Here is a 24,062-nt window from a genome sequence, read left to right as displayed (position 1 = left end):
GGCAGGGGGTGCCCGCTAGGGGCGGGGGTTTAGCTGTTGATGGTGGCGACGAGGTGGTCGACTACCTCGGCTACGGGGACGTCGGCGCGGGTGTTGGAGCGGCGGTCCTTGACCTCGATGGTGCCGTCGGCGAGGCCCTTGCCGACGACGGCGATGGTCGGTACGCCGATCAGTTCGGCGTCCTTGAACTTGACGCCGGGGCTGACCTTCTCGCGGTCGTCGTAGAGGACCGTGAGGCCGCGGGACTCGAGCTCGGCGGCGATCTCGGCGGCCTTGGCGAAGAGCTCGGGGTCCTTGCCGGTGGCAACCAAGTGGACGTCGGCCGGGGCGATCGCGCGCGGCCAGATCAGGCCGAACTCGTCGTAGTTGCCTTCGGCGATCGCGGCGACGGCGCGGGTGACGCCGACACCGTAGGAGCCCATGGTGACGGTGACGAGCTTGCCGTTCTGGTCGAGCACCTTCAGGTCGAGAGCGTCGGCGTACTTGCGGCCGAGCTGGAAGATGTGGCCCATCTCGATGCCACGCGCGGACTCCAGCGGACCGGAACCGTCGGGGGCGTCGTCACCGTCGCGGACCTCGGCGGCCTGGATCGTGCCGTCGGCGGTGAAGTCGCGGCCGTGCACCAGGTTGATGACGTGGTAGCCGGACTTGTCGGCACCGGTCACCCAGGCCGAGCCCTCGGCGATCCGCGGGTCGAGCAGGTAGCGGATCTTGGAGGTGTTCTCCGACCCGAGCACGCCCGGCCCGATGTAGCCCTTGGCCAGCGACGGGTTCTTCTCGAAGTCGGCCTCCTCGAAGGCGACGACCTCGGCCGGCTCGACCTGCGCACCCAGCCGCTTCCCGTCGATCGTCCGGTCCCCCGGTACGCCGATCGCCAGCGGCTCGCGGGAGCCGTCCGGCTTCACCAGCATCACGATCACGTTCTTCAGCGTGTCCGCGGCCGTCCACTCGCGACCATCGGTGCGCGGGTGCTTCGCGTTCAGTGCGTCGACCAGACTGTCGATGGTCGGGGTATCCGGGGTGTCGACCACCTCGGAGGCCGGGATGCCGGACGCGTCGACCGGCGCAGACTGCGCAACCACGACGGCCTCGACATTGGCGGCGTACCCGCCGTTGGAACGGACGAAGGTGTCCTCGCCGTTCTCCGCGATCGCCAGGAACTCCTCCGAGCGCGATCCACCCATCGCCCCGGACATCGCCTGGACGATCACGTAGTCGAACCCGAGCCGGTCGAAGATCTTGATGTAGGCACCGCGATGCGCCTCGTACGACGCGGCCAGACCGGCGTCGTCGATGTCGAACGAGTAGGAGTCCTTCATCACGAACTCACGCCCGCGCAGCACCCCGGCCCGCGGCCGCGCCTCGTCGCGGTACTTGTTCTGGATCTGGTAGATCGACAGCGGCAGGTCCTTGTACGACGAGTAGAGGTCCTTCACGACGAGCGTGAACATCTCTTCGTGGGTCGGGCCGAGCAGCATGTCCGCGCCCTTGCGGTCCTTGAGCCGGAACAGGTTCGGCCCGTACTCCGTCCAGCGGCCGGTCGCCTCGTACGGCTCGCGGGGCAGGATCGCCGGGAAGACCAGCTCCTGCGCACCGATCGCGTCCATCTCCTCACGGACGATCCGCTCGACCTTGCGCAGCACTCGCAGACCGAGCGGCAGCCAGGTGTAGACGCCAGGCGCCGTACGGCGGATGTAGCCGGCGCGGACGAGCAGCTTGTGGCTCGGGACCTCCGCGTCCGCCGGATCCTCGCGAAGGGTGCGGAGGAACAGCGACGACATACGCAGAATCACGGGAACTCCAAAGAGGGATGGAACAAAAGGACGTCCTAGAGGATATCCGTCCTACGGCCGGCGCCCGACCAGTTATCCCCAGGAGGCGTCACTTCGTTTCGCGGGAAGCCTTCAACGCCCATTTGATCAGCGGGATCTGCAGCGGGAGCCGGGTCCAGCCGATCGCCTTCGCCTGTGGGGTTCCCTTGCGCTGCAGGTCGGTCGCCATCTGCACGTTCGCCGGGAACACCGCCACCAGCAGACCGGCGCTGGCCAGTCCGGCGAGCTTCCGGGTCTTCGGGTGCAGCAGTCCGGCCGCGCAGGCCAGCTCGGCAACGCCTGATGCGTAAACCAGTTCTTTCTTCCGCGGCAGCGCCTTCGGCACGATCTTCTCGAACGGCGTCGGCCGGACGAAGTGCAGGACGCCGGAGACGCCGAACAGGACTGCCAGGGCCGTGGTGGTCTTACTACGGGACGCCATGCGGGCCACCTTACTCCCGGGTAATCAGAACAGGATGGTGGCAAATGTCTCGACGGTGCGGAAGCCGACCCGTTCGTACGAACGCCGAGCCGGGGTGTTGAACGCGTTGACATACAGCGTCACCACCGGCGCGATCTGCCGTGCGAGCTCGACCACCGCAGCCATTCCCGGCGCGGCGATCCCCTGCCCGCGGTACTCCGGGTCCACCCAGACCCCCTGGATCTGACAGACCCCCGTCCCCACTGATCCGACCTCGGCCTTGAACACGACCCGGCCATCCTCGATCCGCGCGAATGCTCTGCCGGCGCGGATCAGCTCGGCGACCCGCGACCGGTAGAAGGTCCCGTCGGGCCCGGTCTGCGGCGGTACGCCGACTTCTTCGGTGTACATCGCGACACACGCCGGGTAGAGGATCGGCAGCTCGACCGGCTCGACCGCACGGACCAGCGGATCCGGCGCGACCGTCGGCGCACCCTCGATCACCATGAAGGGCTGTTCGCCGCGCACCTCGCGGGCCGGACCCCAGTGCGGCTCCAGCACGGTCCACAGCTGGTCGACCGCACGAACCGGTCCGAGGATCTGGAAGCAGTTGCGGCCGCGGCGCAGCGCGTACGCCGCGAAGGCGCGCAACGCAGCGTCGTCCGCGCCGACCGGGACCATGTTCCCGCCGGCATGACACAAGGCCTCGAGCACGCCTTTGTCGACGTACCCCCAGACCTCGGCACCGCGCCGCGGATCGAGTCCGGACGCCTGCACAAGACTGTCGACGAACACGTTGACGACCGGGTCACGGGCGATCACCGCGCGCGCCGCCGCGAGGTCACGAGGACCGAGAACCCGTACGCCCACGCGCAGAACCTAGCGGATGAACCTCGCCGAGGCACTTAGCGGGGCAGGTACATCCATTGCAATTCGTCACCGAGATCCCGGGCGGGCGTTACCGGCGGCACACCGAACCCGTACGACGCGTAGAAGTCGATCGCCTTCGTGTTCTGCACCAGTACGTCGAGCAGCAGGCCCGGCGTACCGTCTGGAAGCGCAGCGACCGCCGCGTCGAGCAACGCCTTGCCCACACCCTTCCCTTGGTGATCCGGAAGCACGTAGAGCTTCCACAGCACCCAGAAGTCCTCCTCGCGTCCGACACCCGCCATGCCGATCAGTACGTCGTCCTCCTCGGCCACCAAGGTGATGCCGGTCCGGATGCCGCGCTCGACCACCTCCGGCGACCACCACTGCGCCAGTCCGTCGACAATGAACTCAGGTGACGCCAGTCCGGCGTACGCGACCGGCCAGGTGGTCAGGCCGATCTGCCGCACTGCGTCGAGATCCTCCGGCACAGCCCGCCGTACGGCGATCATCCGTGCACCATCACGGGCTGGCCATCGGGGTCGGTGATCTCGAGGGTGTCGTAGCTGCGAATGACCTCGTAGCCGCTCAGCCGCTGCAGGACGTCGTCTAGGGCCTCGGTGGTGACGAACTCCAACCGCACCTCGTCACCTGGTGAGCCGAACCGGAAGCCGTCAGCCAGTCCGAGCACAGTCAGCAGTTTGCGCCACTCCGCCTGGTGCGTGGCGTCCAGCAGCGGTGTGAGCGTCACACGCTCGTCCGGCACGCCCTCATTCAGCTTGTAGCCGTACAGGTCGTCACTGCGCTCGTCGATCCACAGACTCTCGCCCGCCGGACCGGACACCTTCAGCACTCGCCCGTACGCCTCGTCCCAGATCGCTACGTCGCCATACCCGGCACTCTCCAGCAGGTCCTTCAGCCGGCCGATATCCTCGGCCTCGAACGACAGTCTGGTCTGCCCCGGCTTGCCACCGGTCGAACTGCTCGCGGCGTCATGCAGCGCGACCATGCCACGGCCGGCCAGCATGTCCACCCAGCCACCGCTGGCCGATTCGAGACGCGCATGCAACCCCAGCGCCTCCAGGAACGCCCGCATCTCCGCCACCCGGTCCGTGAACCGCAACGGCCGCACCACAACGTCACTCATCCTCGTGCCTCCCCATGCTTGTCCAGGTACTCCGTCAGCGCCTGCTCGACCAGCGCCGAAAGGCTCGCGCCCTCGTCGATGGCCTTGTGCTTCACCCGCCGCACCAGCCCAGGCGGCAGATACACGTTGAACTGCACCTTCTTGTCACCCTCACCGCTCATGGCTATATTGCTAGCATCCTAGAGAGCTACCAGTCAAGCATCAGGAGGTATCCCGGTGGTTCTACGAGTGGACGACTCGCAGGTAGGTGCTTTTGCGGGTGTGGAGGGTGATGGGCAGTACGACGTTGCGCGGAGGCGCGGGGTCGGCCAGGAGGTCTACTGCGGTGCGACCCATCTCGTGGACGGGGAGGGAGGCGGCGGCCAGGGTGAGCGGGAGGATGCTCGCGGGGCCGGCGTCGTCCATGCCGGCTAGCTCGATGTCGCCGGGGACCTCGTAGCCGAGGTGGGCCAGGTCGCGGGCGGCTGTGGTGACTATGAAGCCGTCTGAGCACAGCAGGACGGTCGGCGGCTCGGCCTGTTCGAGCAGTGCGGCCAGTCGGGCCTTGCGGGCATCGGGGGTGAGGAACTGGTGCGTCGTGAGTGCAGTGAGGTCTGGGCGGATGGGCAGGTTGTGGGCGCGGAGCGCTTGCTGGTGGCCGCTCAGGCGGTCACGGACGCTGGTGGCGTCAACCTCTCCCCACAGCGCGGCCATCCGGCGGTGCCCCAGACCGATCAGGTACGCCGTCAGTTCGTAGCCGACGGCGTATTGGTCGGCCAGCACCGCATCGGTCGGCACATCGGGCTGATAGCGGTCGATCAGCACAACGGGGAGCTCTAACTCCCTCAGCACCGCAGACGAGCCCTCCACCGGATACAGCGCGATACCGCCGACCCCACTGTCGACGGCTCGCTGCAGTGCACGCTCCTGGAGCTCCAGGGACCCCTTGCTGTCATAGAGAACCAGCTCGAACCCCAGCTCTTCACACCGCGACTCCACACCGGCGATGATCCCTTCCTTCACCGGCCCCTGCCCGTGGATCACCAGCGCGACCGCACGCCGCCGTACAGGTTCTGGCCCTGCAGTCCGCTCGGCGACGAACGTCCCGCGGCCCTGCTGGCGGACCAGCACCCCATCGGCGACCAGATCGTTCAGTGCGCGGATCGCGGTCGTCGTACTGACGCCGTACCGCTCGCAGACCCCGCGCTGAGTGATGAACGGCCGGTCCGGCGTGTGACTGCCCTGCGCGACCAGTGCGAGCAGTTCGCGCTTCACCTGCTCGTACTTCGGGAGCATGCGCACCGCCCTCGATCCTTTGCCGTGTTAATGCATTAAATCTTACGGCGCTAGTCGGTGTGGCGGGTGCGGTAGTTGCCGACCTTGTGGCGGTTACCGCAGCGCTGCATCGAGCACCACCGACGGTTGCCGGGCCGTGAGGTGTCGTAGAACATCAGAGCGCAGTTGTCGCCCTGGCACATCCGCAGGCGGGAGACCCGGTCGCTCCCGATGATCTCGATCAGATCCTCGGCCGCAGCACCCAGCACCTGCCGCGTGGTGATCGGCGTGCGCCAGCGGATCGCGCCCTGCTCATCCAGCTCCCGATGCGGAGTCTCCCCCACCGATGCGTTGAGTAACCCACGGTCCGCAGGCGAGAGCCGCCGTACGGCGATGCCGGGGACATCCTTCGCATCGGCGATCAGGCCCGGTACGACGTGCCACAGCAGCTCGCGGAAGTCCTTCAGGCGGGCCAGATCGGCCTTGGTGACGCGGACGTCTTCCGCAGTGAATGGCAGGTCCGCAGCGAGGTACGACTCGGCCAGCCAGGCCGCAGCGTCGTCGGGGGTGTTCAGCTGCTCATAGCGGTCCCAGGGTGGCGGGCCGCCGCTGAGGATCAGCTCGAGCGCGAAGCTCCCCGGATCGAAGGTGTGCGTGACCCCGTCGCGGGTCCGCAAACGTCTTGCGCCTGGCTTCATGTAACCACTATATTCGGTGTTAGACACCAGTTAAACCAGTTACAGCCTTCAGGAGGCGCCATGACGGCCACGGAGACCCTGCTCGAGCTCGAGGACCAACTGTGGCGCGCGAACCGTGAGGGGGACGGATCCTTCTACGCGCACTGGCTGCGCGAGGACGCGCTGGCCGTCAGCAAGTACGGCATCATCGACAAGGCCGCGGCCGTCCCGGGGATCCAGGCGAACCACAGCCCCTACCTGCGCACCCCGCGCACCGACGAGAAGGTGATCATCGTCGACGAGAACACCGCGGTGATCACGTACCGCGTCGAGGTGACCGTGCTGCTGGACGGACAGGAGGCGCAGTTCCCGTCGTACGCGAGCACGGTCTGGAACAACACCTCCGGCGACTGGCGCGTCGTCTTCCACCAGCAGACGGCACTCTGATGCCGACCGGTCAGACGAAGGACGCCGGTTGGAACATCGGCGTCTCGAAGACGCTCCCCTACCCGGTCACCGACGTCTGGGAGTTCATCGTCAGCCCAGCAGGGGTGGCCCACTGGCTCGGTCAAGGCGCCGAGCTTGCGAGCGGCACGCCGTACGAGACTTCACTTGGGGTCGTCGGTGAGGTCCGTAGTCTGCACGACAACAACCGGATCCGGCTGACTTGGCGGCCGGCTGATTGGACGCATGCGAGCACTGTGCAGGTGACGGTGTCAGCGTCGGGAAACAAGACGATACTGCGCTTCCACCAGGAACGGCTGGCGGACGCGGATGAACGCGAACGCCAGCGAGTTCACTGGGAGCAGGTCATGAGTGCAGTGGCGCAGGGGCTAGACGAGGGCCAGTAGGGCGTCGTCCAACTCCTTGAGGAGCTTGGCTTTCGGGCGGGCGCCGACGACAGCCCAGATCGGCTGACCGTGATGGAAGAGCATCAAGGTCGGCAAGGCCATCACCCGGTAGGCCGCGGAGATAGCCGGGTTCTCGTCGGCGTTGAGCTTGACCACCGTCAGCTGATCGTTGCGCTCGGCACCTATCTGGGTGAGGATCGGCAGGATCTGGTGGCACGGCCCGCACCACTGGGCCCAGAATTCCACGAGCACAGGCTTGCCGGAGCGCAGTACCAGCTCGTCGAAGGTGGTCTCGTCGACTGCTTGCAGGTCACTCATCGTTGGTTCGTCCTCCAGCTCTCGGCATCGGTCAGGAGGTCGGTCAGCTTGGACCGCAACTCGGTGAGCTCAGCGATCCGCCGGTCCACCTCGTCGATCCGGCTCCGGTACGCCGTCAGCGACGCCGGGCACACGTCGGCCCGGTCGTTGCCGGCGCGCAGGCACTCGATGAACGGATACGTCTGCTCGGCGGTCAGTCCCAGGCTCAGCAACGCCTTGACCTCCCGCACGATCACCACATCCTCGGCGTCGTACGCGCGGTAGCCGTTCGACTCGCGGCGAGGCTTCAGCAACCCCTGCGACTCGTAGTACCGCACCGCCTTGATCGTCACTCCGGCCGCTGTCGCCAAGTCCCCGATCCGCATCCCGCCTCCTTGTGATCCCCACGCTAAACCTTGCCCCCAGGGGCAAGGTCAAGTCAGCATAGGCGGATGCACCTCGGCACCTTCCGCGATCCCACCCTGCGGCCCGGGGGGCGCGTGATCGAGCGGATCGCGGTGCGCGGGGTGCTGTTCGACGGTCCGCGGTTGTTGCTGCTGGGCTCGCGGCATGGGGACTTCAAGTTTCCCGGCGGCGGAGTGGAGGCCGGCGAGTCGTTCGCCTCGGCACTGGTGCGCGAGTTCGGCGAAGAGTGCGGGTACGGCGACGTGGTGGTCGGCGCGGAGTTGGGGTGGACGCGCGAGGAGGTGCCGGCCGCGGAACCGGCGTACGACGTCTTCGGCATGACGTCGCACTACTTCGGCTGCTCGGGTGGAGTGGTTGTTGGCTCGCAGCAACTGGAGGGCTACGAGGCTGAGCTGGAGCTCACCCCGCGCTGGGTGACCGTGGCCGACGCGCTGGCCGCCAACCGCGCCGTACTGGCGAGTGATGTCGGCGTCATGCGCTGGCTGGCGCGAGAGACCGCCGTACTGGAGTGGCTTGAAGGTCAGGCTTCGTCGACGAAGCTGTCGTAGCCGCACCGCTCACAGATCGGATTGCCGATGCTGTACTGGTGGTCCTCGAAACGCCAGGCCACTTCGCCGCAGCCGGCGCAACGGTTCGTCTTGGTACAGCGGCCCCCCGCCTTACCCCAGACCACCTCGAACTGGTGCGCGAAGTCCTGCTTCTGCTCACCGCATTCTTGGCAGCTGAAGTTCGCGGCGCACGCCCCCCGACCCGCGGTGCGTTGCGGTTCGCCCCAGGAATGCAGCGTCTCTGCCTTCACCACCCCGTCACAGCGGCGGCAGCGCTGGACCTGCCGGCACTTGTCGGCATCGCTCAGGAAGGACCATTCCGCCGCACGGTGGCCGGTCAGCAGGCACAACAGCGTCATGCTTGCCTCACGAACTCGGTGACCCACTCCCCCAGCACCTTCGCGCTGGCGTCTACCTGCGCCGGCCAGTCGAAGGCGGCATCGTCCGCAGCGTCCGACACATGCTTGACGACCTTCACCGGTACGCCGAACTCGCGGCAGGCGTAGACGACGCCGTACGCCTCCATGTCGACCAAGTGCGCCCGCTCCGCCAACCGATCCCGTACGACGGGGTCGGCCACGAACACGTCGCCGGACGCCAGCACGGTCCCGTCCCCACCGTCGACCGGCAGCTCCTCTTGCGGATCAAGCCCGATCGCCCGGATCGCGTCGGCGTTCAGGTCGTGGTTGATCACACTGCTCGGCAGGTAGATCCCCGACAACCCGTCCCGCAACGCCCCCGTCGTACCGACATTCAGTACGACGAGGTCGCTCGTGTCCCGAGTCGCCAGCGCCCGCGTCATCGCCACGGCCGCCTGCGTCTTACCGACCCCGGTGATCAACACCGGCAACCCATCCGGCACATACCGCGCTTCGCCCGCAATCGCACTCACGACGAGGTAGTCAGTCACGAGGAGAGACTACCTGGGCGGCTCACGTCGTACGGCGGGCTGTCGGCGCGTCAGCCGACCGTGACGGTGGGCTCGCCGGTGCTCGCGGTTTCGCCCATTTCTTCGGCGATGCGCATCGCTTCTTCGATCAGGGTCTCGACGATCTTGGACTCGGGGACGGTCTTGATGACCTCGCCCTTGACGAAGATCTGGCCCTTGCCGTTGCCGGAGGCGACGCCGAGGTCGGCTTCGCGGGCCTCGCCGGGGCCGTTGACGACGCAGCCCATGACGGCGACGCGGAGCGGGACCTCCATGCCTTCGAGGCCGGCGGTGACCTGCTCGGCCAGCGTGTAGACGTCGACCTGGGCGCGGCCGCAGGAGGGGCAGGAGACGATCTCGAGTTTGCGCTCGCGCAGGTTGAGCGACTGCAGGATCTGCAGGCCGACCTTGACCTCTTCGACCGGCGGAGCCGACAGGGAGACACGGATGGTGTCGCCGATGCCCTTGGACAGCAGGGCGCCGAAGGCGGTGGCGGACTTGATGGTGCCCTGGAACGCCGGGCCGGCCTCGGTGACGCCGAGGTGCAGGGGCCAGTCGCCGCGCTCGGAGAGCATCTCGTAGGCGCGGACCATGATGACCGGGTCGTTGTGCTTGACCGAGATCTTGAAGTCGTGGAAGTCGTGCTCCTCGAACAGCGAGGCCTCCCAGACCGCTGACTCGACCAGCGCCTCGGGCGTGGCCTTGCCGTACTTCTTCAGCAGCCGCGGGTCGAGCGAACCGGCGTTGACGCCGATCCGGATCGAGGTGCCGTGGTCCTTGGCGGCGGCCGCGATCTCCTTGATCTGGTCGTCGAACTTGCGGATGTTGCCCGGGTTCACCCGGACCGCCGCACAACCGGCCTCGATCGCGGCGAACACGTACTTCGGCTGGAAGTGGATGTCGGCGATCACCGGGAGCTGCGAGTGCTGCGCGATCTCGGCCAGCGCGTCGGCGTCGTCCTGCGACGGGCAGGCGACCCGGACGATGTCGCAGCCGGCCGCGGTCAGCTCCGCGATCTGCTGCAGAGTGGTGTTGACATCCGACGTCAGCGTCGTCGTCATCGACTGCACCGACACCGGCGCGTCGCCACCGACCAGCACCTTGCCCACCTTGATCTGGCGGGTCTTACGGCGCGGGGCCAAAACAGGTGGCGGCAGCGCGGGCATGCCCAGGGAGATGCTCATGGTTCCTTACTCGTTAGGTCGGGGTCAGCCGTTGAACAGACGGATCGGGTTCACGATGTCGGCGATCACGAGCAGCACGCCCATCACCGTGATCACCGTCGCCATCACGTACGCGATCGGGAGCAGTTTGGCGACGTCGACGTACCCGGGGTCCGGACGGCCGAACAGCTTCGCGAAGCCGCCCCGGACACCTTCCCAGATCGCGCCGATCATGTGGCCACCGTCGAGCGGCAGCAGCGGGATGAAGTTGAACAGGGCAAGGAAGAGGTTGAGCGAGGCAAGCAGCGTGATCAGGGCGTAGCCCTTCTGACCGAGGCTGAGGTCGCTGGAGGCCACCTCGCCGGCTACCCGGCTGGCACCGACGACGCTCATCGGGCTGTCCTTGTCGCGCTCGCCGCCGACGATCGACTTGGCCACCCCGACCAGCTTCTCGGGGAAGCGGCCGAGCGCCTGGACGGTGAGAACGGTCATCTTGCCCATCTGGTCGACCACGTAGCCGGGCCCCTGGCGCACGATCTTCATCTCCGGCGAAACGCCGAGGAAGCCGACCGAGACGATCTTGTCCGACCCGGCCTTCTCGGTGACCTGGTTGATGATCGTGTTCGTCTGCAGAGTCTTCCGCTCACCGTTGCGCTCGACAACGATGGTCGCGGGCTTGTCGACGTTGGCCCGGATCAGCGGCGTGAGCTGGTCCCAGCTGTCGATCGAGGCCCCGTTGAAGGAGACGATCCGGTCGCCCACCTGGAAGCCCGCGGTCTTGGCCGGCGACACCTTGTCGGTGCTCGCGCACTTGCGGTCCACGCTCGCCTGGCTGGCCGGGATCACGCAGTCGGTGACCGTGGACACGGTCGTCTGCGCGATATTGGCGCCGTACAGCATGAAGAGGCCGCCGAACAGGAGGAACGCGATCGCGATGTTGACCAGCGGGCCGGACGCCATCACGATCAGCTTCTGCCACCAGGGCTTCTGGTAGAACAGGCGGCCGTTGTCGGCCGGGTCGATCGTCTCGTACTCCGCGTTGCGCGCGTTCTCGGCGATCGACTGGATCGGGCCGGTGCTCGCCTTGCGGACCTTGGCCGGGTCGTCGCCCTTCGCGGGCGGCAGCATCCCGATGATCCGGACGAAACCGCCGGCCGGGATCGCCTTGAAGCCGTACTCGGTCTCGCCCCGCTTGGTCGACCAGACCGTCCGGCCGAAGCCGACGAAGAACTGGGTGACCTTCATCCCGAACGCCTTGGCCGGGAGCATGTGTCCCATCTCGTGCAGCGCCACCGACGCGATGATGCCGAGGGCGAAGACCACGATGCCGAGGATGTTGAGCAGTACGGTCATGCGGTTGTGGTCTCCTGGCTCTTGTTTCCAAATCCGGCGGTGATCTCGCGCGCCCGGGTGCGTGCCCAGGCATCCGCCGCGAGGACGTCGTCGACTGAAAGCTCCTCGTACGAGGGTACGTCGTGGTCGGTCAACACCTGAGCGACTGTGTCGACGATCCCCAGGAACGGCAGCTTGCCATCGCGGAAGGCCTGCACGCAGACCTCGTTCGCCGCATTGAAGACAGCGGGCGCGGTGCCGCCGCGGGTCCCGGCCTCGCGGGCCAGGCCGACCGCCGGGAAAGCCTCGTCGTCGAGCGGGAGGAACTGCCAGCTGCTCGCTGCCGACCAGTCCCACGGCGGGGACGCGTCCGGAATCCGGTCGGGCCAGCCGAGGCCGAGCGCGATCGGGAGCGTCATGGTGGGCGGCGAGACCTGCGCGATCGTCGAGCCGTCGTGAAACTCGACCATCGAGTGGACGGCCTGCTGGGGATGGACGACGACGTCCACACGGTCCAGCGGGATGCCGAAGAGGAGGTGCGCCTCGATCAGCTCGAGGCCCTTGTTGACCAGGGTCGCGGAGTTGATCGTGACGACCGGGCCCATCGCGAAGTTCGGGTGGGCAAGCGCTTGTTCCACGGTGACCTCGGCGAGCTCATTGCGCTTGCGGCCGAGGAAGGGCCCGCCGCTCGCGGTCAGCAGCAGCTTGCGGACCTCGTCGGGGGCGCCGCCACGCAGGCACTGCGCGATTGCGCTGTGCTCAGAGTCGACCGGCACAATCTGCCCGGGTTTCGCCCGGCGCGTGACGACCGGACCGCCGATGACGAGTGATTCCTTGTTCGCCAGCGCGAGGGTGTTGCCCGCGTCGAGCGCGGCCAGCGTCGGACGCAGGCCGACCGAACCGGTGATGCCATTCAGTACGACGTCGCACGGCATCGCGGCGAGCTCGCTCGACGCATCCGGACCGGTGATGATCTTCGGGATGCGGAACTCGCCCTGCGCGTAGCCCTTGCGCTGCGCCTCGGCATAGAAGGCCAGCTGAAGATCCTGCGCCACCGTGGCCTTGGCCACGGCAACCACCTCGACCTCGAACGCCAGCGCCTGCTCGGCCAGCAGCCCGACGTTGTCCCCGCCGGCCGACAGCCCGAGCACCCGGAACCGGTCACGATTGCGCCCGATCAGCTCCAGAGCCTGGGTGCCGATCGAACCGGTCGAGCCGAGGATGACGACGGTGCGCGGATTCACGTCGCCATTGTCCCAGGTGGCCACCCGAGGTGACGACCCCGGTGTAACTGGTGACCCCGAACGAACAGCTCCCGCGGCCTCCGGTACGGCGTACCGTTGGCTGCATGAGTCTGGAGCAACCGCCGCCCGGTCAACGCGCCTCTGACAAGGACCGGGAAATCGCTGCCACCGTGCTTCAGGAAGCCCACACCGACGGCCGCCTCGACTTCGCCGAACTCGACGAGCGGCTGGGCCAGGTCTACTCGGCCAAGACCCAGCTCGAGCTGCGCGGCGTGACCGCCGATCTGGTCCCGGTGCAGAGCACACCGACCGAGGTGATGATCCGGGCGGCGCACAGCTCCCAGAAGCGTGAGGGGGCCTGGCATGTGCCGGGGCGCCTGGCCGCCGAACTGGTCCATTCCTCGGCCCGTCTCGACTTCACCGATGCCGCGGTCACTTCGCGCGAAGTGACTGTCGTGGCGCACCTCACGCACAGCTCGATGACGATGATCGTCCCGGTCGGTTGGTCCGTCACGCTCGACGACGTCGACCTCGTCGGTGGCTCGGCCGACAACAAGACCGTCGGCGCCGGACCCAACGGCGTACACCTGATCGTGCAGGGCAGCACGAAGTACAGCTCCCTGACCGTGCGGCACCCGCGCAAGCACCACTGGTGGTGGCCCTGGTACCGGAAGTGATGCAGTGCCTTTAGTGATGCAGGCCTCCCTGCACGCTGGTCTGGTAGCGGCTAGCGTTCGGGCATGACCGTTTCGCTGGATCTCATCGATGTCGACTCGTTGCTGACCTCTGAGGAGGTTGATGTGCGGGCGGCGGCTCGGCGATTTGCGGATGAGCGGTTGCGGCCTTCGTTGCCGGAGTGGTTCGAGAGCGCGAGTATTCCGGCGCGGGAGCTGGCCAAGGAACTGGGGGCGCTGGGGTTCCTGGGGATGCACCTGACGGGGTATGGGTGTGCGGGGCTGGGGCCGGTGGCTTATGGGTTGGCTTGTCTGGAGATTGAGGCGGCGGACTCGGGGATGCGGTCGCTGGTGTCGGTGCAGGGGTCGCTGGCGATGTATGCGATCTGGAAGTACGGCAGCGATGAGCAGAAGGACGAGTGGCTGCCGCGGATGGCTGCGGGTGAGGCGATCGGGTGTTTCGGGCTGACTGAGCCTGACTTCGGTTCCAACCCGGCTGGGATGCGGACGAACGCACGGCGCGACGGTGACGACTGGGTGCTGAACGGCTCGAAGATGTGGATCACCAACGGGTCAGTGGCCGACGTTGCGGTGGTGTGGGCGCGGACTGACGAGGGCGTGCGCGGCTTCGTCGTACCGACGTCGACGCCGGGCTTCTCGGCGCCGGAGATCAAGCTGAAGATGTCGCTGCGGGCATCTGTCACGTCTGAGCTCATCTTCGAAGATGTACGGCTGCCTGCGTCCGCTGTGCTGCCGGAGGCTCGCGGGCTGTCGGGTCCTTTGGGCTGTCTGAACGAGGCGCGCTTCGGCATCATCTTCGGCGCGATGGGTGCCGCCCGGGACTGCCTGGAGACCGCCATTGCCTATGCCAACGAGCGGACCGTCTTCGACAAGCCGTTGTCTGGCTACCAGTTGACGCAGGCCAAGATCGCCGACATGGCGGTCGAGCTCAACAAGGGCATCCTGCTGGCCGTCCACCTGGGCCGGCTGAAGGAGAAGGGCTCGCTGCGTCCGGAGCAGGTCAGCGTCGGCAAGCTGAACAACACCCGCGAGGCCATCGCCATCGCCCGCGAGTGCCGCACGATCCTGGCCGCCAACGGCATCAGCGGCGAGTACCCGATCATGAGGCACGCCAACAACCTGGAGTCCGTCCTCACCTACGAGGGCACCTCCGAAATCCACCAGTTGGTGATCGGCCAGGCTCTGACCGGCGAGAACGCGTTCCGCTGACCACATGCTCGCGGAACCCGCCATCGACCGCGCTGCACTCCGCTCCGCCCTCGACGCGGCGTACGGCGTCTCTGGCGAGCTGACGTTCATCCCGCTCGGCTGGGGCTCGGTCTGCTATCGCCTGGGCAACGCACACTTCGTCAAGCTCTGGGTGGAAGCGGAGCGTGCAGTCGACGCACGCATCCGGTTCCCGTTGGTCAAGCAACTGCACGACGCCGGCTTTCCAGTCCCCCACACAGTCCCAACCAGCAGCGGCGAGCTCTCGATCACCATCCCCGATGGCGTCGTCGCATTGTTCCCCCTCCTGCCAGGCAAGTCCCCCGACAGCTGGTCGGTGCCCCTGCTCCATCAGCTAGGTCACCTGCTAGCAAGGCTGCACGCAGTCACGCCGACGATTGCACTCCCGCGTGAGGACTTCGCAGTACCGCACCAGCCCCAGCGCGAACGGCTGCTGCGGCTGCAGGACGTCGTACGACGGCTGCCGGAGCAAATGGTCCTGTGCCACGGCGACCTGCACAGCGGCAACCTGCTGGTGGACGACTCCGGGCAGCTCAGCGTGCTCGACTGGGAGGGTGTCCGGTGGGCTCCTCCGGAATCTGAATTGGCCCTCCTCCTGCAGGCTGCGCAACCTGTGAGCGGTTACGCGCTGCAGCACGTTCTGGAGGTCTATCCAGCTGACGTGCCGCTGCACCTCGACCTGTTCGCGTTCTTCCTGCTGCGGCGCTACGTCGCCGACTACTCGGCCCGCGCTGGGCGGCTGGACCAGAGTGGCCTGACGGCTGCGGACGAGGCTGAGGCGCGGGAAGGCATGGTCACGTGGGGCTCAGCGCAGTGGGAGGCGCTGGAGCGGACGCTGGACCTGGTGCGGGACGCCTTGCGCATGCGCGGGTGACGCGCTGGGTACAGGGAGTGAAATCCACTACTGCACGTTACGGGGCCAGGAGTTCCGAGAGGAGTCAGGCATGCGTATCGGAGTCGGAATCGCGCTCGTCACAGTCGGGGCCATCATCGCGTTCGCTGTCCGGGACACCTCGGCCAGCCTGAACCTGCAGGCGCTCGGCATCATCATCATGCTCGCCGGTGCCGCCGGCATCTGGTTGTCCTACCGCCTGGCGAACCCGCGGACCCGGGACGAGGCCACCATGCTCAAGCCCGAGGTCGAGAAGCAGTACAGCGTCGCCCCGCACGAGAAGGTCGCCGAAACCGTCATCGACGTCACGCCGACCGAGTTCCGCGAAGATCACAACGGCTTCAGCAAGTAGTCACACTCATCCGCGTGAGCCCGCAGAACGGTTCCGTCCACGTCCTGCTCGGTCCATCGGTCGATCACGCGCGGCCCGGGTCGCAGTTGGTAGCCCAGTCGCTCGTACAACCGCCGAGCGCCGTCGTTCACCGGCTCGACACCCAGGCCGATCCACGACCGGCCCCAGTCCCCCGCCAGCGCCTCGGCCGCCAGCACCAGCGCCGTACCGATGCCTTCGTGCTGGATGAACGCGTGCAGCGCATTGATCTCGGCGGGATCCTCCGACACCTCCGGGTACTTCGAATGCCGGAGCAGCATCGTCTGTCCGACGATCGCACCGTTGCGCCGAGCCAGCAGGTAAGTCGCATCGCCGCTCTGCTGCAGTTGCCAGCGCGCCAGCACGTGGTGCTGCGCGGCCGGCTCGCCACCCAGCAACGCGACGAGGCGGTCGATATCTGCTCGAGTTGCCGGGCTGATGTCCATCACCCGACCGTACGGCGCGCGGCCGCCGGGTGCAGCCGGATTTAAGGCTGGGTGAAGGTGTGGGCGGAGGGTGGAGTCATGGACCGGAATCGGGTGTTGCTGGAGCGGTTGTGGCCAATGGACGGGCAGTTGGCGCTGTCAGCGGAGGCGGAGCACGAGATGCGGGCCGACGACTACGTGCTCGAGATGCCGCAGTCGGGTGAGCGGATCGTCGGGCGGGATCGGATGCGGGCGATGCAGCGCGAGTACCCGGGCCCGCCGTCGATCCAGGTGCTGGAGATCACCGGGGCCGGCGACCACTTCGTCGTACTGGGGCGGTCGGACTACGGCGGCGACATCTACTACGTGGCGAACATCGTTGAGTTCGGCAACGGGCGGATCGTGCGCGAGACCCGCATCTACGGGGCTCCGTTCGAACCGCCTGCCTGGCGGGCGAAATACGCTACTTCGCCACCTCAGTAGCCCGGGACTCCCGGACGACAGTGACGCGGATCTGCCCCGGGTAGGTGAGCTCCTCCTCGACCTGCTTGGCGATGTCGCGCGCCATCACCTGCGCGGCGATGTCGTCGACGGCGTCCGGCAGGACCATCACCCGGATCTCGCGACCGGCCTGCATCGCGAAGACCTTCTCGACACCGTCGTGGTGCATCGCGATCTCTTCAAGCCGCTCGAGCCGCTGCACGTAGGCCTCCAGCGACTCCCGCCGCGCGCCCGGCCGGCCACCGCTGACCGCATCCGCAGCCTGCGTCAGCACGGCCTCGACAGTGCGCACCTCGACCTCGTTGTGGTGCGCCTCGATGCAGTGCACGACGTCGTCGTTCTCGCCCCACTTGCGCGCCAGGTCGGCACCCACGATCGCGTGACTGCCCTCGGACTCGTGCGTGAGCGCCTTGCCGATGTCGTGGAGGAACGCGCCGCGCTTGCACAGCTTCGGATCCAGCCCGAGCTCGGCCGCCATCATCCCCGCGATGTGCGCGGACTCGACGAGATGCTTCAGCACGTTCTGCCCGTACGACGTCCGATACCGCAGCAGACCCATCGTGCGAATCAGCTCCGGGTGCAGGTCGGTGATCCCGACCTCGGCCATCGCGTCCTCGGCGGCCCGCTCACACAGCTCGGCGACTTCGCCCTTGCTGCGCTCGTAGATCTCCTCGATCCGGACCGGGTGGATCCGCCCGTCCAGGACCAGCGAATCCAGCGTCAGCCGCGCGGTCTCCCGCCGTACTGGATCGAAGCAGGAGAGCAGGACGGCCTCGGGGGTGTCGTCGATGATCAGGTTCACGCCGGTGGTCTGCTCGAACGAGCGGATGTTCCGCCCCTCACGACCGATGATCCGGCCCTTCATGTCGTCGCTGGGCAGGTGCACCACGGACACGACGGACTCACTCGTCTGCTCGCTCGCGAGTCGCTGCACGGCTCCGGTGATGATTCTGCGCGCCTTGGTCTCGCCCTCGTCGAGCGCCTGCCGCTCGATGTCGCGGACGATCGTGTGCGCGTGCCGCTTCGCCTCGGCCTCGATCGACGCGACCAGCTCGGCACGCGCCTGCTCGGTGGTCAGATTCGCGACACCTTCGAGAATCCGGCGGCGCTCGTCCTCGAGATCCTTGATCTCTGCCTTGCGCTGATCGAGCTCGGCCAGCTGCGCGGTCAGCTCAAGGTGCCGTTCCTCGCCCTGGCGGTGCTGCTCGTCGAGCCGCTCCTCGCGCTCGGTGAGCCGGTGATCACGCCGCTCCATCTCCAGCCGCTGCTCGCGCAGGTCGTCGCGGATGGACTGTGCCTCCGCCTCGACCTCACGCCGTACAGACTCGACCTCACGCCGTACGTCGGAGGCTCGCTGCTCGGCGTCCCGGCGTACCTCTGAGGCCCGGTCCTCCGCGGCGCGGCGGATCTCTTCCGCGCGCTGCTCCGAGGTCTCGGCCCGCACCCGCAGTACGGCGGCCTCCTCCTCGGCCTGGCGCTTGATCAGCTCGGCCTGCGATTTGGCACCCGAGGTGATCGTCGAGGCCTCCAGCTGGGCATTCGCCAGCGCGGCGGTGTTGTCGGCGGCCTTGCGGCGCGACAGCGTGAACCCGATCCAGCCCAGCAGACCGACAATCACCACGCCGATCACGGTCAGGCCGGCGGAGCTCGCCATTGGCAACATCGGCCTCTCCCCTCGTCGAGTCACGCACCGGGCGGGACTGTGTCAGTCGGTCGAAGGGGTCACTCACTGTCACCGGGTACGGCGACTCGCCCTACCGGCAACGGGGGCATCGTCGCCGGTGGGTCTCCGGACAACATCTGTGCGGTCGCACCGTCCGGTACCTGTCCTGGCCGCCGGAGCGCCATCGATCCGGCGGCACGTGCAGATCGCCGCCGATCCATTCAGCTCGCTATAACCGCCACCGTGAGGTGGAGTGATCCCTTCGTCTTCCCGAGGCTAGGCGTGCCCCACCACCCGGTCAAGACGGACACTCAACCACGCCTCGACCACATCCGCGACCAGTTCGCATCCACAGACCAGGTGCCTTACTGGTCATCAGAAAACAGGCCTGCGCCAGGGTCGCGGCGCAGGCCTATCAGCTACTGAACGGCTACTCTCCGCTACTCGCGCGGGCCGGGCAGACCGGTTGCGGTCCCGCCGGTCTCGGCGCCTTCGGGGGTCGACCCGGCCGAGGCCTGGGCGGACGGGGCCGGCGGCTCGCCACCCACGGTCCGGGGGTTCGGGGTTTCGGCGGTCTCAGGCTCCGGGGCGGCGTCAGCGGGGGCCGCGCCTGGTTCAGCGGCCTGCTTGTCGACGAAAGTCCCGACTTTTTCCTGTACCGCGTCGACCTTGGCCGCGTACTTCCCACCAGTCTGCTGGTCGATCAGATCGCCGGCCTTCTCAACGCCGGCTTTGATCTTGTCCGGGCTCTGCTTGACGACGTTCCGGAGCCAGTTCTTCGCCTGTTCCTGGAATTCGTTCATTGCACCCTCCGCGGTGTGTCAGGGGCGGATCGACGGAAAATCCCCAGCGTACGGACCCAGCCAAACAACTGAGTCCTCTTCGGATAACACACCGTTGCAACCCACCCGTCAACGCCCCTCGCCGCCGACCACTGCACCGATTCACCCCACAGACTCCGTCAACGCCCGGCTCGTCGGGGTCTCGCGGCCCGAATAATCGCCCGGCCGGCCCTCGAAAAGTACCGTTCCGCCATGCCGCCCCGGCCCCGGCCCGAGGTCGATCAGCCAGTCGGCCCGCCGGATCACCTCCAGATTGTGCTCCACGACGACCACGCTGTGGCCGCGTTCGACCAGCCGGTCCAGCACGCCCTGCAGCGTCTCGATGTCGTCCAGGTGCAGCCCGGTCGTCGGCTCGTCCAGCACGTACGTCGTCGGTTTCTCCGCCACCCGGAGTTCCTTCGCGATCTTCACCCGCTGGCATTCACCGCCGGAAAGCGTGTTCAGCGACTGCCCGAGCCGCAAATAGCCCAGGCCGACCGCGGTCAACTGCTGCAGCCCACGCGCGATCCCGGCCTCGGGCAACACCGTAATCGCCTGCTCGATCGTGAGGTCGCCGACATCGACGATCGAATAACCGTTCACCAGGTAGGTCTGGGATTCGGGCGAAAATCGGCGACCGGCACAGGCCGGGCAAACGACCTCCTGCCCTTCCAGAAATGCCAGGTCGGTCTGCAGCACGCCCAGCCCCCGGCACTCCGGACAAGCACCCGCCGAATTGGCACTGAACATCGCCACCGGTACGTCGTTGCGCTGGGCAAAGAGCTTGCGAATCGCCGGCGCGATCCCGGTGTACGTGATCGGCGTCGACCGCCGGCTCGTCCCTACCGCCTTCTGATCGATCACCACCGCGTCGTGCTGCGCCACCAGCTCAGCCGCCAGACTCGACTTCCCCGACCCAGCCACCCCGGTCAGCACCGTCAACACCGCACCCGGGATACGCACCGTCACATCCCGCAAGTTGTTCCGCACGGCGTTAGCCACCACCAGTTCCCCCGAATCCGCCAGCTGTGTGTCACCTCGGGGTTCCTCGGCCGGGCTCACTGCGCTGACTCGTCTGAGCGCTCGGCCCGTCGGCGTATCGGCCGCCCGGAGTTCGTCGTACGAGCCCTGGAACACCAGCCGTCCACCCTCGGCACCGGCTCCCGGTCCGATCTCGATGATCTGGTCTGCGTGCTGCATCACCGCCGGATCGTGTTCCACCACGAGCACGCTGTTACCGCTGTCCCGCAACTGCTCGAGCAGCGCGATCATCGACTCGACGTCGGTCGGATGCAGACCCACGGTCGGCTCGTCGACGACGTACGTGAGCTCTGTCAGGCTCGATCCGAGCTGCTTGACCGTCTTGATCCGCTGCGATTCACCACCCGACAAGCTCGTCGTTGCCCGCGCCAGCGCGAGATAGCCGAGTCCGATCGTGACTATGGCGTGCAGGCGCGCGATCAGCGCCGACACCACCGGCGCAACGGCGGGCACCTCGATTTCCCGCACGAACTCCAGCAGTTCGGTGATCTCCCACCGCGCCAGTTCACCGATCGTCCGACCGCGCACAGTCGCAGTGCGCGAATCCTTCGCGAGCCGATCGCCACCACACTCCGGGCAGGTATCCGACCGGGTGAACCTCCGGATCGTCTCCTGCTTGCGCTCCGACAGGTTGTCCGCCGTGTGCAGGTAAATACGTTCGAATCGTTCGACCACGCCCTCGTAATCCTTCGGCGGTCTGCGGCCCAGGTCGGCGGCTGCGCGACCGCCGTACAGGAGGGCTTTGCGGTCACCGGCCGACCATTCGCGCAGCGGGGTGTCCACCGTGAACGAACCGATGTCGGAGTACTGCGCGTACCAGTACTTGCCCGGTCCGAAGCCCGGCAGCTGGATCGCTCCCTCGGCCAGTGACTTGTCGAGGTCCAGGAACCGGTCGACCGCACTCACCATGACCTCCCCCAGCCCTGAACACGCCGGGCACATCCCGCTCGGGTCGTTGAACGAGAACCGGTTCGACTCACCGACGTACGGCTCGCTGAGCCGCGAGAACAACAACCGCAGGTACGTCCAGGCGTCGGTGACGGTCCCGACCGTCGACCGCGCGTTGCCGCCGATCCGGCGCTGATCGATCACGATCACCGGGGTCAGCCCGTCGATGTGCTCGACGTCCGGCCGCGCCCACTTCGGCAGCCGGTTCCGCGCGAACGGCGGGAACGTCTCGTTGAGCTGAAATCCGGCCTCGGCGGCGATCGTGCCGAACACCAGCGACGACTTCCCCGACCCCGACCGCCCGACGAACACCACCAACTGATTCCGCGGTACGTCGAGATCGAGCCCGGCGAGATTGTTCGTCCGGGCCTGGCGAAGGGTGATGGCTCGTTCGTTGCCGGCTCGTTGGTTGATGGCTCGTTGGTTCATGGTGGGGACGCTATGGATAGATGTGGCCGGATTCTGGCCTCAATTCTTGTCATGATGGCTTCATGGCCGATGTCACCGCGCGGATGCTCGCGCTGCTGTCGACGCTGCAGAGCGGGCGCTCGTTCAGCGGGGACGACCTCGTTCAGCGGCTCGGCGTCAGCCCTCGCACGCTGCGCCGGGACGTCGACCGGCTGCGCGGGTACGGCTACCCGGTCGAGACCCAGCCTGGGCCTGGCGGCTACTACCGGCTCACGGCAGGGCGCACGATGCCGCCGCTCGTCCTGGACGACGATGAGGCCGTCGCGACCCTGCTCGCGCTCGCATCACTCGGCTCGGTCGGGTCATCGGCGGAGGGTGGGATCGATGATGCGGCCACGCGGGCGTACGGGAAGGTCGATCAGTTCCTGCCGGCTCGACTCCGCTCGCGCGCTGTCGCCGTACGGGCCAGCGTTGAGACGAGTCACCAGGACGCGCCCAGCGTCCCCGCCGAGCAGCTCGGCGAGTTGGCCGAGGCCATCGGGCGTCAGGAGCTGATCTCGTTCGGCTATCGCGCCGCCGGCGGTCCGGAGACGATCCGCCGCGTCGAGCCGTATCGGCAGATTCATCACCTGCTGCGCTGGTACCTGCTGGCCTGGGATCTCGACCGCGACGACTGGCGTGTGTTCCGCGTCGACCGCATCGTCGACCTTCGCCGCAGTACGACGGGCTTTGCCGCCCGACCGCTTCCCGCGGACTCGGCGACTGCCTACCTCCGCGCGGGCCTGCACAAGGCGAAGCATCCGGTCCGGCTGGTGATCTCGGCACCGACCGAGGCTGTCCTCGACGCGTTCAAGTACCAGGATGCTGAGATCCGGTCGCTCGATCCGGCCGGCACCGAGGTCAGTGTCTTGCTGGACAGCTGGCACTGGCTTCTGTTGCCGTTGGCGTTTCTCGATGTGGACTACCGGATTGTTGAGGCGCCGCCCGAGTTCCTGGCCGGGTATCAGTCCTTTGCGCGGCGACTTCTGGACGCGAGCAATTCCTGAGCTTGTGCCGCCGGGGCGAAAACCAGCCAGCCGTCGAGCAACGCGTCTCTCAGCACCGGCTCCGGGACCAGCTCCAGCTCGAGCAGCACGGCCGGGTAGTTGCCGAAATGCGGGATCGTGAAGAACCCATCGCCTGCGCGCGCCGTCAGGACCGCTCCCTTCTCGCCCAGGTCCTCGACCCGGATCGCGAGAATCGGCCCCTGCGGCGGGGGCTCAGCACCGAAACGCTTCAGGTCCGCCTTGCTGAACGGGCGTTCCCACGCATAGCCCTTGCCACCGACCGCCCAGGTCCGATTGCCCCACTTGGTGGTCTCCTCGGTCCCCGGCAGCTCGGCGACCAGCCGCTCGACATCCTCCAGGCTTGCCATCACTCCACCTCGATTCCCGACGCATCCAGTAACGGGAACTCGTCGTGGGACGCGTCGAGCTCCTCCTTGATGATGCCCATCGCCATCCCGCCCGGGTAGCCCTTCCGCGCCAGCATCCCGAGCAGCCGCCGCATCGCAACCTGCCGATCGAGCGATCGCATCGACCGCAGCTTCTTGCGGACCAGCTCCCGAGCCCGCTCCGCTTCCTGCTCCGGAGGCAGCTCTTCCAGCGCATCCCGCGACAACTCGTCGTCCACTCCACGCCGCCGCAACTCCTGCGCCAGCGCCCGCTTACCCAGCCCACGGCCGCGATGCCGCGACTCCACCCACGCCGTCGCGAACGCCGCGTCATCGATCAGCCCGACCTCGATGAACCGATCGAGCACCTGATCGGCCACCTCGTCCGCAATCCCGCGCTCGGCCAGCACATCCGCCAGCTCCGCCCGAGTCCGCGGCTGCCCCGATAACTTGTCCAGCAAGATCTGTCGAGCCACCTGCGCCGGATCCGACCCGTCCTCCAGCGCCGGATCCACCGGCTCATCCGCTGCATCCCGTCGCCGACGCCCGCCCCCTACCGGACCGCGAGACGACAACCCCCGCTTCTTCGTCCGCTCCCTACCAGACCCACCCCAACCACTAGACCCATCAGACCGCCGGTCCTCACCAGCCCCATTGGCCCCATCGGCAGCAC

Annotated in this window: 30 protein-coding genes; 9 read left to right on the top strand and 21 right to left on the bottom strand. The window is 67.4% G+C overall.

Translation table 11 applies throughout. The features are described from left to right. Positions 1-29: 29 nt before the first annotated feature. The 8 genes from E1263_RS33350 to E1263_RS33315 form a co-directional block, all read right to left on the bottom strand. On the bottom strand, positions 30-1,793 hold the full coding sequence (locus tag E1263_RS33350; RefSeq protein ID WP_165956831.1) for a proline--tRNA ligase: 1,764 nt from the start codon (positions 1,791-1,793) through the stop codon (positions 30-32). 88 nt (positions 1,794-1,881) lie between these two features. After that, positions 1,882-2,253 (bottom strand): DoxX family protein, encoded by a 372-nt coding sequence (locus E1263_RS33345; protein WP_132174716.1) that lies wholly within the window; start codon positions 2,251-2,253, stop codon positions 1,882-1,884. Between the two features lie 24 nt (positions 2,254-2,277). After that, positions 2,278-3,102, bottom strand: a complete 825-nt coding sequence (locus E1263_RS33340) for a GNAT family N-acetyltransferase (protein ID WP_132174714.1) — start codon at positions 3,100-3,102, stop codon at positions 2,278-2,280. 35 nt (positions 3,103-3,137) lie between these two features. Beyond that, the gene (locus E1263_RS33335) at positions 3,138-3,611 is read right to left on the bottom strand and encodes a GNAT family N-acetyltransferase (RefSeq protein ID WP_132174712.1); all 474 of its coding nucleotides are present in this window, start codon (positions 3,609-3,611) and stop codon (positions 3,138-3,140) included. Further along, a complete protein-coding gene (locus tag E1263_RS33330) occupies positions 3,608-4,246 on the bottom strand; it encodes a VOC family protein (protein ID WP_132174710.1) in 639 nt (212 codons plus the stop codon). Before E1263_RS33330 ends, E1263_RS33335 begins: the two co-directional genes overlap by 4 nt. Then, on the bottom strand, positions 4,243-4,407 hold the full coding sequence (locus E1263_RS33325) for a ribbon-helix-helix domain-containing protein (protein WP_132174708.1): 165 nt from the start codon (positions 4,405-4,407) through the stop codon (positions 4,243-4,245). Before E1263_RS33325 ends, E1263_RS33330 begins: the two co-directional genes overlap by 4 nt. A gap of 61 nt (positions 4,408-4,468) precedes the next feature. After that, the gene (locus E1263_RS33320) at positions 4,469-5,521 is read right to left on the bottom strand and encodes a GntR family transcriptional regulator (RefSeq protein WP_132174719.1); all 1,053 of its coding nucleotides are present in this window, start codon (positions 5,519-5,521) and stop codon (positions 4,469-4,471) included. A gap of 50 nt (positions 5,522-5,571) precedes the next feature. Next, positions 5,572-6,198 (bottom strand): CGNR zinc finger domain-containing protein, encoded by a 627-nt coding sequence (locus tag E1263_RS33315; RefSeq protein WP_132174706.1) that lies wholly within the window; start codon positions 6,196-6,198, stop codon positions 5,572-5,574. 60 nt (positions 6,199-6,258) lie between these two features. Between E1263_RS33315 and E1263_RS33310 the strand changes: the two genes are divergently transcribed. Continuing rightward, on the top strand, positions 6,259-6,624 hold the full coding sequence (locus tag E1263_RS33310) for a nuclear transport factor 2 family protein (protein WP_132174704.1): 366 nt from the start codon (positions 6,259-6,261) through the stop codon (positions 6,622-6,624). After that, a complete protein-coding gene (locus E1263_RS33305) occupies positions 6,624-7,028 on the top strand; it encodes an SRPBCC family protein (protein WP_132174702.1) in 405 nt (134 codons plus the stop codon). Before E1263_RS33310 ends, E1263_RS33305 begins: the two co-directional genes overlap by 1 nt. Here E1263_RS33305 and trxA read toward each other — a convergent pair. After that, positions 7,011-7,346, bottom strand: a complete 336-nt coding sequence (gene trxA / locus E1263_RS33300) for a thioredoxin (protein WP_132174700.1) — start codon at positions 7,344-7,346, stop codon at positions 7,011-7,013. The genes E1263_RS33305 and trxA overlap by 18 nt on opposite strands. After that, the gene (locus E1263_RS33295; protein WP_132174698.1) at positions 7,343-7,711 is read right to left on the bottom strand and encodes a MerR family transcriptional regulator; all 369 of its coding nucleotides are present in this window, start codon (positions 7,709-7,711) and stop codon (positions 7,343-7,345) included. The genes trxA and E1263_RS33295 overlap by 4 nt, the downstream gene beginning before the upstream one ends. A 66-nt stretch (positions 7,712-7,777) precedes the next feature. Here E1263_RS33295 and E1263_RS33290 point away from each other — a divergent pair, with 66 nt between their 5' ends. Continuing rightward, a complete protein-coding gene (locus tag E1263_RS33290) occupies positions 7,778-8,299 on the top strand; it encodes an NUDIX domain-containing protein (protein ID WP_132174696.1) in 522 nt (173 codons plus the stop codon). On the opposite strand, the gene E1263_RS33285 is transcribed toward E1263_RS33290, so the two are convergent. From E1263_RS33285 to dxr, 5 genes are read right to left on the bottom strand one after another with little or no spacing between them, the layout of a single operon-like run. Beyond that, positions 8,272-8,658 carry a hypothetical protein gene (locus tag E1263_RS33285; protein ID WP_132174694.1) on the bottom strand — a complete coding sequence of 129 codons (387 nt, stop codon included), beginning with the start codon at positions 8,656-8,658 and terminating at the stop codon, positions 8,272-8,274. The genes E1263_RS33290 and E1263_RS33285 overlap by 28 nt on opposite strands. After that, positions 8,655-9,209, bottom strand: coding sequence for a nucleosidase (locus E1263_RS33280; protein ID WP_132174692.1), 555 nt, complete (start codon positions 9,207-9,209; stop codon positions 8,655-8,657). The genes E1263_RS33285 and E1263_RS33280 overlap by 4 nt, the downstream gene beginning before the upstream one ends. A gap of 50 nt (positions 9,210-9,259) precedes the next feature. Continuing rightward, complete coding sequence (gene ispG, locus E1263_RS33275; protein WP_132174690.1) at positions 9,260-10,411, bottom strand: flavodoxin-dependent (E)-4-hydroxy-3-methylbut-2-enyl-diphosphate synthase; 1,152 nt, start codon at positions 10,409-10,411, stop codon at positions 9,260-9,262. A gap of 24 nt (positions 10,412-10,435) precedes the next feature. Then, positions 10,436-11,743 (bottom strand): M50 family metallopeptidase, encoded by a 1,308-nt coding sequence (locus E1263_RS33270; protein WP_132174688.1) that lies wholly within the window; start codon positions 11,741-11,743, stop codon positions 10,436-10,438. Continuing rightward, entirely contained in the window at positions 11,740-12,966 is a 1,227-nt protein-coding gene (gene dxr, locus E1263_RS33265) for a 1-deoxy-D-xylulose-5-phosphate reductoisomerase (protein WP_132174686.1), read from the bottom strand. The genes E1263_RS33270 and dxr overlap by 4 nt, the downstream gene beginning before the upstream one ends. Positions 12,967-13,070: 104 nt before the next feature. Here dxr and E1263_RS33260 point away from each other — a divergent pair, with 104 nt between their 5' ends. The 4 genes from E1263_RS33260 (at position 13,071) to E1263_RS33245 (ending at position 16,132) form a co-directional block, all read left to right on the top strand. Further along, complete coding sequence (locus tag E1263_RS33260) at positions 13,071-13,643, top strand: DUF1707 SHOCT-like domain-containing protein (RefSeq protein WP_132174684.1); 573 nt, start codon at positions 13,071-13,073, stop codon at positions 13,641-13,643. A gap of 63 nt (positions 13,644-13,706) precedes the next feature. Beyond that, positions 13,707-14,870 carry an acyl-CoA dehydrogenase family protein gene (locus tag E1263_RS33255; RefSeq protein ID WP_132174682.1) on the top strand — a complete coding sequence of 388 codons (1,164 nt, stop codon included), beginning with the start codon at positions 13,707-13,709 and terminating at the stop codon, positions 14,868-14,870. 4 nt (positions 14,871-14,874) lie between these two features. Beyond that, positions 14,875-15,762 (top strand): phosphotransferase enzyme family protein, encoded by an 888-nt coding sequence (locus tag E1263_RS33250; RefSeq protein ID WP_132174680.1) that lies wholly within the window; start codon positions 14,875-14,877, stop codon positions 15,760-15,762. A 70-nt stretch (positions 15,763-15,832) separates the two neighbouring features. Then, complete coding sequence (locus tag E1263_RS33245; protein ID WP_202869170.1) at positions 15,833-16,132, top strand: DUF6458 family protein; 300 nt, start codon at positions 15,833-15,835, stop codon at positions 16,130-16,132. Here the strand turns inward: E1263_RS33245 and E1263_RS33240 are convergent. Then, positions 16,111-16,596, bottom strand: a complete 486-nt coding sequence (locus tag E1263_RS33240; RefSeq protein WP_132174678.1) for a GNAT family N-acetyltransferase — start codon at positions 16,594-16,596, stop codon at positions 16,111-16,113. The genes E1263_RS33245 and E1263_RS33240 overlap by 22 nt on opposite strands. A gap of 78 nt (positions 16,597-16,674) precedes the next feature. Here E1263_RS33240 and E1263_RS33235 point away from each other — a divergent pair, with 78 nt between their 5' ends. Beyond that, the gene (locus E1263_RS33235; RefSeq protein WP_132174676.1) at positions 16,675-17,058 is read left to right on the top strand and encodes a nuclear transport factor 2-like protein; all 384 of its coding nucleotides are present in this window, start codon (positions 16,675-16,677) and stop codon (positions 17,056-17,058) included. On the opposite strand, the gene rny is transcribed toward E1263_RS33235, so the two are convergent. The 3 genes from rny to E1263_RS33220 all read right to left on the bottom strand — a co-directional run bounded on the left by rny (position 17,039) and on the right by E1263_RS33220 (position 21,978). After that, on the bottom strand, positions 17,039-18,739 hold the full coding sequence (rny, locus tag E1263_RS33230) for a ribonuclease Y (RefSeq protein WP_132174674.1): 1,701 nt from the start codon (positions 18,737-18,739) through the stop codon (positions 17,039-17,041). The two genes, E1263_RS33235 and rny, sit on opposite strands and share 20 nt — an antisense overlap. Before the next feature lie 440 nt (positions 18,740-19,179). Further along, positions 19,180-19,542 (bottom strand): antitoxin, encoded by a 363-nt coding sequence (locus tag E1263_RS33225; protein ID WP_132174672.1) that lies wholly within the window; start codon positions 19,540-19,542, stop codon positions 19,180-19,182. Positions 19,543-19,683: 141 nt separating this feature from the next. Beyond that, entirely contained in the window at positions 19,684-21,978 is a 2,295-nt protein-coding gene (locus tag E1263_RS33220) for an ATP-binding cassette domain-containing protein (RefSeq protein WP_132174670.1), read from the bottom strand. Between the two features lie 62 nt (positions 21,979-22,040). Between E1263_RS33220 and E1263_RS33215 the strand changes: the two genes are divergently transcribed. Continuing rightward, positions 22,041-23,003, top strand: a complete 963-nt coding sequence (locus tag E1263_RS33215) for a helix-turn-helix transcriptional regulator (protein WP_132174668.1) — start codon at positions 22,041-22,043, stop codon at positions 23,001-23,003. On the opposite strand, the gene E1263_RS33210 is transcribed toward E1263_RS33215, so the two are convergent. After that, on the bottom strand, positions 22,961-23,371 hold the full coding sequence (locus E1263_RS33210) for a hypothetical protein (RefSeq protein WP_132174666.1): 411 nt from the start codon (positions 23,369-23,371) through the stop codon (positions 22,961-22,963). The genes E1263_RS33215 and E1263_RS33210 overlap by 43 nt on opposite strands. Beyond that, complete coding sequence (locus tag E1263_RS33205; RefSeq protein WP_238161761.1) at positions 23,371-23,904, bottom strand: regulatory protein RecX; 534 nt, start codon at positions 23,902-23,904, stop codon at positions 23,371-23,373. The genes E1263_RS33210 and E1263_RS33205 overlap by 1 nt, the downstream gene beginning before the upstream one ends. Between the last annotated feature and the right edge of the window lie 158 nt (positions 23,905-24,062).

It is taken from the genome of Kribbella antibiotica (assembly GCF_004349055.1).
GTDB lineage: Bacteria > Actinomycetota > Actinomycetes > Propionibacteriales > Kribbellaceae > Kribbella > Kribbella antibiotica.
Note: the sequence above shows the minus strand (reverse complement) of the source record. Positions and strands in the feature narration are given on the sequence as shown.